Annotated in this window: 6 protein-coding genes; all 6 read left to right on the forward strand. The window is 50.1% G+C overall.

Annotated features, from left to right (window positions below; translation table 11 throughout):
• Positions 1-35: 35 nt before the first annotated feature.
• The 6 genes from topB (at position 36) to DWX84_RS08700 (ending at position 14,863) form a co-directional block, all read left to right on the forward strand.
• On the forward strand, positions 36-2,123 hold the full coding sequence (topB, locus tag DWX84_RS08675) for a type IA DNA topoisomerase (protein ID WP_002561001.1): 2,088 nt from the start codon (positions 36-38) through the stop codon (positions 2,121-2,123).
• A gap of 239 nt (positions 2,124-2,362) precedes the next feature.
• Positions 2,363-2,815: a DUF1896 domain-containing protein gene (locus tag DWX84_RS08680; RefSeq protein ID WP_002561000.1), complete on the forward strand. Its 453-nt coding sequence runs from the start codon at positions 2,363-2,365 to the stop codon at positions 2,813-2,815.
• On the forward strand, positions 2,805-8,645 hold the full coding sequence (locus DWX84_RS08685) for an N-6 DNA methylase (protein WP_122377487.1): 5,841 nt from the start codon (positions 2,805-2,807) through the stop codon (positions 8,643-8,645). Before DWX84_RS08680 ends, DWX84_RS08685 begins: the two co-directional genes overlap by 11 nt.
• Before the next feature lie 659 nt (positions 8,646-9,304).
• Positions 9,305-11,230 (forward strand): tetracycline resistance ribosomal protection protein Tet(Q), encoded by a 1,926-nt coding sequence (gene tet(Q), locus DWX84_RS08690; protein ID WP_002560998.1) that lies wholly within the window; start codon positions 9,305-9,307, stop codon positions 11,228-11,230.
• Complete coding sequence (locus DWX84_RS08695) at positions 11,230-13,548, forward strand: ATP-binding protein (protein WP_002560997.1); 2,319 nt, start codon at positions 11,230-11,232, stop codon at positions 13,546-13,548. The genes tet(Q) and DWX84_RS08695 overlap by 1 nt, the downstream gene beginning before the upstream one ends.
• Positions 13,541-14,863 carry a sigma-54 dependent transcriptional regulator gene (locus tag DWX84_RS08700; protein WP_002560996.1) on the forward strand — a complete coding sequence of 441 codons (1,323 nt, stop codon included), beginning with the start codon at positions 13,541-13,543 and terminating at the stop codon, positions 14,861-14,863. The genes DWX84_RS08695 and DWX84_RS08700 overlap by 8 nt, the downstream gene beginning before the upstream one ends.
• Positions 14,864-14,897: the final 34 nt, after the last annotated feature.

Below are 14,897 nucleotides of genomic sequence, written 5' to 3' on the forward strand. Positions count from 1 at the left end.
TAAAATCCAAAGTATCAACAAAAAAGCAAGAAAACATGAAGACAATCATTGCAGAAAAGCCCTCCGTGGCACGTGAAATCGCCCGCATCGTGGGCGCGACAAAGAGAGAGGAAGGATATTTCGAAGGAGGCGGCTATGCCGTGACATGGGCATTCGGACACCTCGTTCAGCTTGCCATGCCCGACGGCTACGGCGTGCGCGGATTTGTCCGTGACAACCTCCCGATTATTCCCGACACATTCACGCTCGTCCCCCGTCAGGTCAGGACGGAGAAAGGTTACAAGCCCGACAGCGGCGTGGTGTCGCAGATAAAAGTCATCAAAAGACTGTTCGACACAAGCGAACAAATCATCGTGGCGACCGATGCCGGACGCGAGGGAGAGCTTATCTTCCGCTACCTCTACCACTATACGGGTTGCACCACTCCTTTCGTGCGTCTGTGGATCAGCTCGCTCACCGACAAGGCTATCCGTGAGGGACTGCGCAACCTCGAAGACGGCAGCAGGTACGACAACCTATACCTCGCCGCCAAAGCGCGGAGCGAATCCGACTGGCTCGTGGGCATCAACGGCACTCAGGCGTTATCCATAGCCGCCGGACATGGCACGTATTCGGTGGGGCGTGTGCAGACACCCACGCTGGCGATGGTGTGTGAACGCTATTGGGAGAACCGCCGTTTTACGTCCGAAGCATTCTGGCAGCTCCATATCGCAACAGACGGTTGCGACGGCGAGGTCGTGAAACTCTCATCCTCCGAGAAATGGAAGTCGAAAGAACCGGCAACGGAGCTATATAATAAGGTAAAGGCGGCAGGCAGCGCAACGGTAACGAAAGCAGAGCGTAAGGAGAAGACGGAGGAAACTCCCTTGCTGTACGACCTGACCACGCTCCAAAAAGAAGCCAACGCCAAGCACGGCTTCACGGCGGAACAGACGCTTGAAATCGCGCAGAAGCTCTACGAGAAGAAGTTGATAACCTATCCGAGAACGGGAAGCCGCTACATCCCCGAAGACGTGTTCGCTGAAATCCCCAAGCTACTCGCCTTTATCGGCACGCAGCCCGAATGGAAAGACAAGGTGCGGGCAAAAGCCATCCCGACACGCCGTAGCGTGGATGACGGCAAGGTAACAGACCACCATGCCCTGCTCGTCACGGGAGAGAAACCGCTCTTCCTCTCCAAAGAGGACAGCACCATTTATCAGATGATTGCCGGACGAATGATAGAGGCATTCTCCGAAAAATGCGTCAAGGACGTGACTGCTGTCACGGCAGAATGTGCCGGAGTGGAGTTCACCGTGAAAGGCAGTGTCGTGAAGCAAGCCGGATGGCGTGCCGTCTATGGCGAGGAAAAGGAGGAAACTACCATCCCCGGCTGGCAGGATGGCGACACGCTCACGCTGAAAGCCACCTCCATCACCGAAGGAAAGACCAAACCCAAGCCGCTGCATACCGAAGCCACCCTGCTCTCGGCAATGGAAACAGCGGGCAAGGAAATTGAGGACGACGCGCTGCGGCAGGCGATGAAGGACTGCGGCATCGGCACTCCCGCCACACGAGCGTCCATCATCGAAACGCTTTTCAAGCGCGGTTACATGGAACGCTGCAAGAAGTCGCTTGTTCCCACCGAAAAGGGACTCGCCCTCAATTCCGTGGTGAAGACGATGCGCATCGCCGATGTAGCCATGACGGGCGAATGGGAAAAGGAACTGGCACGTATCGAGCGCGGGGAACTGCCCGCCGACACTTTCCGCAAGGAGATAGAGGCGTACACACGGGAAATCACCTCCGAACTGCTCTCGTGCGACAAGCTCTTCGGCAGCCGTGATTCCGGCTGCGCGTGTCCCAAGTGCGGCACGGGCAGGATGCGGTTCTACGGCAAGGTGGTACGTTGCGACAACACGGAGTGCGGACTGCCCGTGTTCCGGCAGAAAGCGGGACGCACCCTGTCCGACGACGAAATCAAAGACCTGCTCACCGACGGGCACACCAAGCCGCTCAAAGGCTTCAAGAGCAAGCAGGGCAAGAACTTCGATGCCATAGTCGCCTTTGACGGGGAATATAACACGACGTTCGTGTTCCCGGAAAAGAAATGCAAGTCTTCCTATCCGAAAAAAAGGAAATAATCACTAACTTTTGATAAGTTAGGCTGCATCTCAACAATAGAAACAAACAAGTTTTTTTCGTATTGTCTTCGATTTGCACTAACTTTGCCACTTGTTCAGAGTAATGAATTGTTCTTCGATACCGGATTACACTCATACTTTGGATTTAGTGGTGGCACTCGGAGGGATACCGAGTGCCTTTTTCTTCCTTTTTCCAATCAATTATCCCGTTAAATATCAATCCACTAAACTCCAAAGTAATGAACAACAAGAAGAAAAACGAGGGTCAGACCGACTTTTCCTATTACGGTCTGTACCTGCTGGACTACCTCCGCACGAACAAGTTTGAACAGGCGACTGACACCGCTTTCATACGGGAACGGGCCGACCGTGCCGCCGAAACGTATGAAAAGGCGCGGCTCGAAGGCTATCCCGCCGATGGCGCGCAAGAGCAGGCGATGGACACGCTGCTGCGCGGGCTGCGCTATTCCCGGTACGCCATTCTCCGTGAAGTCGTGGAGAGCGAGTTTTTCGACGAAGTGCCGGAAGAGAAACAAGAAGCCTTTATTCTGAAACTCATGCCGCTTGTCGGCAACGTGTTCTCCGTCTATGACCTTTCGGACGACAACTTCGCCCTGTCTTCCGATTACGACCTGCTCTACACGGAGCTGACGGGGGCAACCGTCCTTTACATCGGGGAATATGGCGTTTAACCGCAAACAGAAACTGCGGGACAACATCGAGGCGATACGGACGGCATTCATCCTTGACAGGGAAAACAGGACAGCGACAACCGAAGAGCGTGCCATACTTCAAAGGTACTGCGGTTTCGGCGGTCTGAAATGTATCCTCAACCCTGCAAAGGAACTGACGGATGCCGTCCGGTGGGCGAAATCCGACCTCGAACTGTTCGCCCCGACAGTGGAGTTGCACAGGCTTATCCGTGAGAACAGCAAGGACGAAACAGAGTACAAGCGGTTTGTGGATTCGCTGAAAGCGTCCGTGCTGACCGCTTTCTACACCCCCAAAGAGATAACCGACACCATCGCGGACGTGCTGGCAGATTACAGCGTCCGCCCCGCCCGTATGCTCGAACCGTCGGCGGGGGTTGGCGTGTTCGTGGATTCCATGCTGCGGCACAACCCCAATGCGGATGTGATGGCTTTCGAGAAGGATCTGCTCACGGGTACAATCCTGAGGCATCTCTATCCCGGCAAGAAAACGCGCACCTGCGGTTTTGAGAAAATCGAAAGACCGTTCAACAATTATTTCGACTTGGCGGTGTCCAACATTCCGTTCGGAGACATAGCCGTGTTCGACCCTGAGTTTCAGCGGAGCGACTCATTCGGCAGACGCTCCGCCCAGAAAGCCATCCACAACTATTTCTTTCTCAAAGGACTGGATGCCGTGCGTGACGGCGGTATCGTGGCGTTCATCACCTCGCAAGGGGTATTGAACAGCACCAAGACCTCCGTGCGTAACGAGCTGTTCAGTAAGGCTGATCTGGTATCCGCGATACGCCTGCCCAACAACCTGTTCACGGACAACGCGGGGACAGAAGTGGGCAGTGACCTGATTGTCCTGCAAAAGAACCTCAGCAAGAAGGAAATGTCGCAGGACGAGCGGCTGATGACCGTAATACAGACGGACACGAAAACCGACCTGACCGACAACGCCTATTTCATCCACCACCCGGAACGCATCGTGCATACGACGGCGAAACTTGACACCGACCCATACGGGAAGCCCGCTATGGTCTATCTGCACGAGGGCAAGGCAGCAGGCATCGCCGGGGATTTGCACCGTATGCTCGACGAGGATTTCCATTACAGGCTCGCCATGCGTCTGTATTCGGGTTCAATCCGGCAGTCGGGAACGGAAGAAAAAGTTACCGTTCAAAAGGAGGTGGAGCGTACTGCCATAAAGATGGAAACAACATCTTCGATGCAGGCGGTGGAAACTCCGACGGAGAAACCGCAACCCACAGAGGAAAAGCCGGAGATAGAGCCACGTCCGAAATATTCTGACGGTGTGCAGCTATCCTTGCTCGATCTCTGGGGGATGACGGAAGAAGTCAGCCAACAACCGAAAACCGCCAAAAAGAAAAAGGAGGCGAAAAAGGAAAGCTCGGCAAGGCGCGTTCTACCCAAGCCACAGGTGCATGTCACACAAAATGTTACGGCTGTGCCGACGGCTACCACCCCTAAGACTGTAACAGAGAACAAGGAGGCTAAAACGGAGAACACCGCCAAGCCTGCCGACCCGGACGACATCTATGCCACGTTGGACTGGGATACCAATCCTCCCATCAACGGCTTCTACGAGATGATGATGGATTTGACGCCGGAACGCAGGAAGGAACTTCGGGAACTGGCAAGGCAGCATAACGAGAAACAAGCGGCGGCGGAAAAGATGGAAGTGAAAGCCGTGCCGGACACTCCCCGTGAGCAACCACGGCAGGAGGAAACACAGCCGGAAGCAGTCACCGCACCTGCCGTTACAGATACCCCACCGGAAGCGGTGGCGACCTCCCTTTTCCCCGACATCGAAGCGGAGAAGCCGAAGGAAGAAGTCGTGGACCTTTCGCCGCGTGCCTACCACCGCACGCCGGAGATGCACCTGCGCGAAGGGTCGCTGGTGGCTGACAGGGGGCGTCATAACATCGGCTACCTGAAGGACATCACGCCATACGGGGCGACATTCCAGCCGCTCGACCTGAAAGGCTACCAGAAGGAGAAGGCGTTACAGTATGTTTTACTCCGTGACGCCTACGAGCGGCTGTACCGCTATGAATCGAACCTGCATGAAGCAAATGTCCCGTGGCGAGAGCATCTAAACACCTGTTACGATGAGTTTGTCATGCGCTACGGCAACCTCAACGCCAAGCAGAACGTGAAGTTAGTGATGATGGACGCGGGCGGGCGTGACATCCTTTCGCTGGAACGGGCGGAGAACGGGAAGTTTGTCAAGGCGGACATCTTCGAGCGTCCCGTTTCCTTCTCCGTGGAGAGCCATGCCAACGTCGGCTCACCCGAAGAAGCACTGTCCGCGTCGCTCAACAAGTTCGGCACTGTCGATCTCGACTATATGCGGGAGATAACCGACAGTACGGCGGAGGATTTGCTCACAGCCCTGCAAGGGCGCATCTATTACAATCCGCTCGTAACCGGTTACGAGATTAAGGACCGCTTTATTGCCGGAAACGTGATAGAGAAAGCGGAACGCATAGAGGCTTGGATGGGCGAAAACCCCGAAAGTGAACGTATGCCGGAGGTGAAGCAGGCGTTGGAGGCTCTGAAAGATGCCGAACCGCCGCGCATCGCTTTTGAAGACCTTGATTTCAATTTCGGGGAACGCTGGATTCCGACGGGTGTCTATGCCGCCTACATGAGCCGGCTGTTCGACACGGAGGTGAAAATCGCCTACTCTGCAAGCATGGACGAGTTTTCGGTGGCGTGCGGCTACCGCACCATGAAAATCACGGACGAGTTTCTGGTGAAGGGGTATTACCGTAACTATGACGGCATGCACCTTCTGAAACACGCCCTGCACAACACCTGTCCCGACATGATGAAGTCCATCGGCAGGGACGAGCATGGCAACGACATCAAGGTGCGCGACAGCGAGGGAATACAGCTCGCCAACGCCAAGATTGACGAGATACGAAACGGCTTCTCCGAATGGCTCGAAGAGCAGTCGCCACAGTTCAAGGAGCGGCTGACGACGATGTATAACCGCAAGTTCAACTGTTTCGTGCGCCCGAAGTATGACGGCTCGCATCAGACTTTTCCCGACCTCAATCTGAAAGGGCTGGCAAGCCGGGGCATCAGGAGCGTCTATCCCTCGCAGATGGATTGCGTCTGGATGCTGAAACAGAACGGCGGCGGAATTTGTGACCACGAGGTTGGAACCGGCAAGACGCTGATAATGTGCATCGCCGCGCATGAAATGAAGCGTCTGAACTTGGCGCACAAGCCGATGATTATCGGGCTGAAAGCCAATGTTGCGGAGATTGCCGCCACCTATCAAGCGGCATATCCCAACGCGAGGATTCTGTACGCTTCGGAGAAAGACTTTTCGACCGCCAACCGCATGCGTTTCTTCAACAACATCAAGAACAACGACTACGATTGTGTCATTATGTCGCACGACCAGTTCGGCAAGATACCGCAGTCGCCGGAGTTGCAGCAGCGCATCCTGCAAGCGGAGCTTGACACGGTGGAGGAAAACCTCGAAGTGCTGCGCCAGCAGGGAAAGAACGTATCGCGGGCGATGCTGAAAGGTCTGGAGAAGCGCAAGCATAACCTTGAAGCGAAATTGGAGAAGGTGGAACACGCCATAAAGTCACGCACGGACGACGTGGTGGACTTCAAGCAGATGGGCATCGACCACATTTTCATTGATGAATCGCACCAGTTCAAGAATCTGACTTTCAACACGCGCCACGACCGTGTGGCGGGATTGGGGAACAGCGAGGGAAGCCAGAAGGCACTGAACATGCTCTTTGCTATCCGCACCATACAGGAGCGCACGGGCAAGGACTTGGGGGCGACCTTCCTCTCCGGCACGACTATCAGCAACTCGCTGACTGAGCTGTACCTGCTGTTCAAGTACCTGCGCCCGAAGGAGCTGGAACGGCAGGACATTCGATGTTTTGATGCGTGGTCGGCGATATTTGCCAAGAAGACAACGGATTTTGAGTTCAACGTGACGAACAACGTGGTGCAGAAGGAGCGTTTCCGCTACTTCATCAAAGTGCCGGAGCTTGCCGCCTTCTATAATGAAATCACGGACTACCGCACGGCGGAGGATGTGGGCGTGGACCGTCCCAACAAAAACGAGATACTGCACCACATACCGCCCACGCCGGAGCAGGAGGACTTCATACAGAAGCTGATGCAATTCGCCAAGACGGGCGACGCCACCCTGTTGGGCAGACTGCCGCTTTCGGAAACGGAGGAAAAGGCGAAGATGCTTATCGCCACGGACTATGCCCGGAAGATGGCACTCGACATGCGCATGATAGACCCGCATTACGAAGACCACCCCGACAACAAGGCGAGCCACTGTGCCAAAATAATCGCGGAGTATTATCAAAAATACGACGCGCAGAAAGGCACGCAGTTCGTTTTCTCTGACTTGGGGACTTACCAGCCGGGCGATGGGTGGAACGTCTATTCGGAAATCAAGCGCAAACTGACGGAGGACTACGGCATACCGCCAAGCGAGGTGCGCTTCATTCAGGAGTGCAAGACCGACAAGGCTCGGAAGGCGGTGATAGATGCCATGAACGCCGGGACGGTGCGTGTGCTGTTCGGCTCCACCTCCATGCTCGGAACGGGTGTGAACGCACAGAAACGGTGTGTGGCAATTCATCATCTTGATACGCCGTGGCGACCGTCCGACCTGCAACAGCGTGACGGACGGGGAGTTAGAGCAGGCAACGAGATAGCCAAGCATTTCGCCGGGAACAACGTGGACGTAATAATCTACGCGGTGGAAAAATCACTGGACAGTTACAAGTTCAACCTCCTGCACTGCAAGCAGACTTTCATCAGCCAGCTTAAAAGCGGTGCTATGGAAGCGCGTACCATCGACGAGGGGGCAATGGACGAGAAATCGGGCATGAACTTCTCGGAATATATGGCGTTGCTATCCGGCAACACCGACCTGCTGGACAAGGCGAAACTGGAAAAACGTATCGCCTCGCTCGAAGGGGAACGCAAGTCGTTCAACAAGGGCAAGCGTGATTCGGAGTTCAAGCTGGAATCGAAGACCCGCGAGCTGGGCAACAACACAGCTTTCATAGATGCCATGACGGAGGACTGGAACCGCTTCCTCTCTGTGGTGCAGACCGACAAGGAGGGCAATCACCTTAATATAATAAAGGTGGACGGAGTGGATTCCGCCGATGAGAAAGTCATCGGAAAGCGTTTGCAGGAGATAGCCAAGAATGCCACGACCGGAGGGTTGTACACGCAGGTTGGAGAGTTTTACGGTTTCCCGATAAAGGTGGTCAGCGAAAGGATACTCAAAGAGGGATTGGAGTTTACCGACAACCGCTTCGTGGTCGAGGGGAACTACAAGTACACCTACAACAACGGGCATCTGGCGCTGGCTGACCCGTTGGCCGCCGCCCGCAACTTCCTCAACGCGATTGAGAGAATCCCCTCCATCATCGACCAGTATAAAGCGAAGAATGAGGTCTTGGAACGTGAGATACCGCAGTTGCAGGAGATAGCAGGCAAGGTGTGGAAGAAGGAGGAAGAACTGAAACAGTTGAAGTCCGAACTTGCCGCCCTTGACCGCAAGATACAGCTGGAACTTGCGCCGCCTACACCCGAAATCACCGAAAAGGAGCATGAAGGGCAACAGGTCAAACCGGAAGCGAAAGGTGTGCGAAACGGTATCAGGCAATATCCCGAAGATACATCACCGCAAATACGCAATCCATCGGAAAGTATTATCGCCAATCACACCATAACTGGGCATCCGGGGCTGTATGCCAAGGAGGAAACCCGGTCCAAAGGATTGAAAATATAACCTTAGGAATTTTATCTGAAGTATTAATAAGGGCTATCCCAAAAGGTCTAAAAGTAAATTTTATCCTTTCTGCAAGTATCTGTAGGATGGCAACTGCATTTTTTTTCTTTTTGGGCAGCCCTTATTAAAATTTATTCTTATTTTAGGTTATATACATTCATGTCCATTTATGTAAAAAATCCTGCTGACCTTGTTTATGTCTTGTCAGTCACCATTTGCAAAACCATATTTGACCCTCAAAGAGGCTGAATTTGATAAGCAACTTGCTACATACTCATAATAAGGAGCTAAATAGAACACGAATGGGAAATACTCAAATGCCAAACTAAAGAAGATATTGGCCAAAATAAACGTTATACCGAGAGAGAAACTTGATTTTTTTCAACTTCCTAAAACGTTGTTGTTCAAACATTTCTACTTATTTGTACTTACCAGTTGAACCTACGCTTCCCTAATAAAATGTCTATGGTAAAAAGTTAAAAAATCCTCCCACTTTTGTTAGATATATTTTTTTGTGTAATTTTGTAATCGTTATGCGGCAGTAATAATATACATATTAATACGAGTTAGTAATCCTGTAGTTCTCACATGCTACGAGGAGGTATTAAAAGGTGCGTTTCGACAATGCATCTATTGTAGTATATTATTGCTTAATCCAAATGAATATTATAAATTTAGGAATTCTTGCTCACATTGATGCAGGAAAAACTTCCGTAACCGAGAATCTGCTGTTTGCCAGTGGAGCAACGGAAAAGTGCGGCCGTGTGGATAATGGTGACACCATAACAGACTCTATGGATATAGAGAAACGTAGAGGAATTACTGTTCGGGCTTCTACGACATCTATTATCTGGAATGGAGTGAAATGCAATATCATTGACACTCCGGGACACATGGATTTTATTGCGGAAGTGGAGCGGACATTCAAAATGCTTGATGGAGCAGTCCTCATCTTATCCGCAAAGGAAGGCATACAAGCGCAAACAAAGTTGCTGTTCAATACTTTACAAAAACTGCAAATCCCGACAATTATATTTATCAATAAAATTGACCGTGACGGTGTGAATTTAGAGCGTTTGTATCTGGATATAAAAACAAATCTGTCTCAAGATGTCCTGTTTATGCAAACTGTTGTCGATGGATTGGTTTATCCGATTTGCTCCCAAACATATATAAAGGAAGAATACAAAGAATTTGTATGCAACCATGACGACAATATATTAGAACGATATTTGGCGGATAGCGAAATTTCACCGGCTGATTATTGGAATACGATAATCGATCTTGTGGCAAAAGCCAAAGTCTATCCGGTACTACATGGATCAGCAATGTTCAATATCGGTATCAATGAGTTGTTGGACGCCATCTCTTCTTTTATACTTCCTCCAGAATCAGTCTCAAACAGACTTTCAGCTTATCTCTATAAGATAGAGCATGACCCCAAAGGACATAAAAGAAGTTTTCTAAAAATAATTGACGGAAGTCTGAGACTTCGAGACATTGTAAGAATCAACGATTCGGAAAAATTCATCAAGATTAAAAATCTAAAGACTATTTATCAGGGCAGAGAGATAAATGTTGATGAAGTGGGGGCCAATGATATCGCGATTGTAGAAGATATGGAAGATTTTCGAATCGGAGATTATTTAGGTACTAAACCTTGTTTGATTCAAGGGTTATCTCATCAGCATCCCGCTCTCAAATCCTCCGTCCGGCCAGACAGGTCCGAAGAGAGAAGCAAGGTGATATCCGCTCTGAATACATTGTGGATTGAAGACCCGTCTTTGTCCTTTTCCATAAACTCATATAGTGATGAATTGGAAATCTCGTTATATGGTTTGACACAAAAGGAAATCATACAGACATTGCTGGAAGAACGATTTTCCGTAAAGGTCCATTTTGATGAGATCAAGACTATCTACAAAGAACGACCTGTAAAAAAGGTCAATAAGATTATTCAGATCGAAGTGCCACCCAACCCTTACTGGGCCACAATAGGGCTGACGCTTGAACCCTTGCCGTTAGGGACAGGGTTGCAAATCGAAAGTGACATCTCCTATGGTTATCTGAACCATTCTTTTCAAAATGCCGTTTTTGAAGGGATTCGTATGTCTTGCCAATCTGGTTTACATGGATGGGAAGTGACTGATCTGAAAGTAACTTTTACTCAAGCCGAGTATTATAGCCCGGTAAGTACACCTGCTGATTTCAGACAGCTGACCCCTTATGTCTTCAGGCTGGCCTTGCAACAGTCAGGTGTGGACATTCTCGAACCGATGCTCTATTTTGAGTTGCAGATACCCCAAGCGGCAAGTTCCAAAGCTATTACAGATTTGCAAAAAATGATGTCTGAGATTGAAGACATCAGTTGCAATAATGAGTGGTGTCATATTAAAGGGAAAGTTCCATTAAATACAAGTAAAGACTACGCCTCAGAAGTAAGTTCATACACTAAGGGCTTAGGCGTTTTTATGGTCAAGCCATGCGGGTATCAAATAACAAAAGGCGATTATTCTGATAATATCCGCATGAACGAAAAAGATAAACTTTTATTCATGTTCCAAAAATCAATGTCATCAAAATAATGGAGCGGTCAGGAAATTTCTATAAGGCAATACAGTTGGGATATATACTTATCTCCATTCTTATCGGATGTATGGCATATAATAGCCTCTATGAATGGCAGGAGATAGAAGCATTAGAACTTGGCAATAAAAAAATAGACGAGCTCCGAAAAGAAATAAACAATATCAATATTCAAATGATAAAATTTTCTCTATTGGGTGAAACAATACTGGAATGGAACGATAAAGATATCGAGCATTACCATGCACGGCGTATGGCAATGGACAGTATGCTCTGCCGTTTCAAGGCCACCTATCCAGCAGAGCGCATCGATAGTGTGCGCAGTCTTTTAGAGGATAAGGAACGACAGATGTTCCAGATAGTCCGGTTAATGGATGAACAACAATCTATTAACAAGAAGATAGCCAATCAAATTCCGGTTATTGTGCAGAAAAGTGTGCAGGAACAGTCCAAAAAGCCAAAACGAAAAGGTTTCTTGGGCATCTTTGGCAAAAAAGAGGGAACGAAGCCAACGACAACAACGACTACGCTCCGTTCATCCAATAGAAACATGGTCAACGAACAGAAAGCGCAGAGCCGTCGATTGTCAGAACAAGCCGATAGTCTTGCTGCCCGTAATGCAGAACTTAACAGACAACTGCAAGGATTGATTTGCCAAATCGAAAAGAAGGTACAATCTGATTTACAAAATAGAGAAAGCGAGATAACAGCGATGCGTAAAAAATCATTTATGCAGATAGGCGGCTTGATGGGATTTGTTCTTTTGCTGTTGGTCATTTCCTATATCATCATACACCGTGATGCAAAGAACATTAAACGATACAAACGCAAGACAACGGATTTGATCGAGCAATTGGAACAGTCCGTGCAACAAAATGAGGTACTCATAACCTCCCGAAAGAAAGCGGTACATACTATTACCCATGAGTTGCGTACACCACTGACGGCAATAACTGGCTATACCGAACTTTTGCGGAAAGAATGCAATAGCGGTAATAATGGGCAATATATCCGAAATATACTGCAATCCTCCGACCGTATGCGGGATATGCTCAACACTTTGCTTGACTTCTTCCGCCTGGACAACGGCAAGGAACAGCCCCGTCTGTCACCCTGCCGGATTTCTGCAATCACGCACACACTTGAAACGGAGTTCATTCCTGTTGCAGTGAACAAAGGGTTGTCCTTGTCCGTGAAGACTGGACACGATGCCATTGTATTGACCGACAAAGAGCGAATAATACAAATCGGGAATAACCTGCTGTCAAACGCAGTCAAGTTCACAGAAGAAGGCGGTGTTTCTTTGATTACTGAATATGATAATGGAGTTCTGACACTGGTCGTTGAAGATACAGGTACAGGCATGACAGAAGAGGAACAGAAACAAGCGTTCGGTGCGTTTGAACGTCTATCAAATGCCGCCGCAAAGGAGGGTTTCGGGCTTGGGCTTGCCATAATGCGTAATATTGTGTCGATGCTTGGCGGAACAATCCGTTTGGACAGCAAGAAAGGGAAAGGCAGTCGTTTCACAGTTGAAATTTCTATGCAGGAAGCTGAAGAACAGCTTGGATATACAAGCAATACACCTGTTTATCATAACAATAAATTCCATGATGTTGTCGCCATTGACAATGATGAGGTATTACTTCTGATGCTGAAAGAGATGTACTCCCAAGAAGGAATACACTGCGACACTTGCACCGATGCTGCGGAACTGATGGAAATGATACGCCAGAAAGAATACAGCCTGTTGCTGACAGACTTGAATATGCCCGGTATAAACGGTTTCGAATTACTGGAACTGTTGCGTTCGTCCAACGTGGGCAATTCACCAACAATCCCGGTGGTTGTGGCAACCGCTTCGGGCAGTTGTAACAAAGGGGAACTATTGGCAAAAGGCTTTGCCGGATGCCTGTTCAAGCCGTTCTCCATATCGGAGTTGATGGAGGTTTCCGACAGGTGTGCCATAAAAGAAACACCGGACGGGAAACCGGATTTTTCAGCTTTGCTGTCTTACGGCAATGAAGCCGTTATGCTGGAAAAGTTGATGACGGAAACTGAAAAAGAGATGCAGACAATACGGGAAGCGGCAACAGAAAAAGACCTGCAAAAGCTGGATTCCCTGACACACCACCTGCGCAGCTCGTGGGAGGTGCTACGTGCCGACCAACCGCTAAATGTACTTTACAGATTGCTTCATGGCGATGTACTCCCGGATGGTGAAGCGTTAAGCCATGCCGTGACTGCCGTGCTGGATAAGGGAGCGGAAATAATCCGGTTGGCAGAAGAGGAAAGGAGAAAATACGAAGATGGATAAGACAACAATAATTGTGGTAGAAGACAATATCGTGTACTGCGAGTTTGTCTGCAACATGCTGGCGCGGGAGGGCTACCGCACCGTGAAGGCTTACCACCTCTCAACCGCGAAGAAACATCTACAACAGGCGACAGATAATGACATCGTGGTTGCCGACCTGCGCCTGCCTGACGGTAACGGCATTGACCTTTTGCGCTGGATGCGAAAGGAGGGAAAGATGCAGCCCTTCATCATTATGACCGACTACGCCGAAGTTAATACCGCCGTGGAAAGCATGAAACTCGGCTCGATAGACTATATTCCCAAACAGCTTGTGGAGGATAAACTTGTCCCCCTGATCCGTTCCATACTGAAAGAACGTCAGGCAGGACAACGCCGTATGCCTGTGTTCGCCCGTGACGGTTCCGCATTTCAGAAAATCATGCACCGTATAAGGCTGGTAGCCGCTACCGATATGAGCGTGATGATATTCGGAGAGAACGGCACGGGTAAGGAACATATTGCCCACCACCTGCACGACAAGAGCAAGCGGGCAGTCAAGCCATTCGTGGCGGTGGACTGCGGTTCACTCACCAAAGAGCTTGCGCCCTCGGCCTTCTTCGGACACGTCAAGGGAGCGTTTACAGGAGCAGATTGTGCCAAGAAAGGATATTTCCATGAGGCGGAAGGCGGCACGCTGTTTCTGGACGAGGTAGGAAACCTCGCGTTGGAAACCCAACAGATGTTGCTCCGCGCCATACAGGAGAGGCGGTATCGCCCGGTCGGAGACAAGGCAGACAGGAGTTTCAATGTCCGCATCATCGCCGCCACCAACGAGGATCTGGAAGCGGCAGTGAGTGAAAAGCGTTTTCGGCAGGATCTTCTGTACCGCCTGCACGACTTCGGGATAACCGTTCCTCCGTTGCGTGACTGTCAGGAAGACATCATGCCGCTGGCAGAGTTCTTCCGTGATATGGCAAACAGAGAGCTGGAGTGTAGCGTGAGCGGGTTCAGTTCCGAAGCACGTAAAGCGTTGCTGACACACGCATGGCCGGGCAACGTGCGGGAACTTCGGCAGAAAGTTATGGGTGCTGTATTGCAGGCGCAGGAAGGTGTTGTCATGAAAGAGCATCTGGAACTTGCCGTGACGAAACCGACCTCTACTGTCAACTTCGCCCTGCGCAATGACGCGGAGGATAAGGAGCGGATATTGCGTGCGTTGAAACAGGCAAACGGCAACCGGAGTGTCGCCGCCGAACTGCTCGGAATAGGCAGGACAACACTATACAGCAAACTTGAAGAGTATGGACTTAAATATAAATTCAAGCAATCATAGCCTGTAATTCACTGAATTTGGCTATCTTTGCATA

The sequence above is a fragment of the Parabacteroides sp. AF21-43 genome, assembly GCF_003635435.1.
GTDB classification, from domain to species: domain Bacteria; phylum Bacteroidota; class Bacteroidia; order Bacteroidales; family Tannerellaceae; genus Parabacteroides; species Parabacteroides distasonis.

Coding starts and splice junctions, on each gene's coding strand:
- DWX84_RS08695 (WP_002560997.1), top strand. CDS start 11,230: ATGGAGCGGTCAGGAAATTTCTATAAGGCAATACAGTTGGGATATATA.
- topB (WP_002561001.1), top strand. CDS start 36: ATGAAGACAATCATTGCAGAAAAGCCCTCCGTGGCACGTGAAATCGCC.
- DWX84_RS08700 (WP_002560996.1), top strand. CDS start 13,541: ATGGATAAGACAACAATAATTGTGGTAGAAGACAATATCGTGTACTGC.
- DWX84_RS08685 (WP_122377487.1), top strand. CDS start 2,805: ATGGCGTTTAACCGCAAACAGAAACTGCGGGACAACATCGAGGCGATA.
- DWX84_RS08680 (WP_002561000.1), top strand. CDS start 2,363: ATGAACAACAAGAAGAAAAACGAGGGTCAGACCGACTTTTCCTATTAC.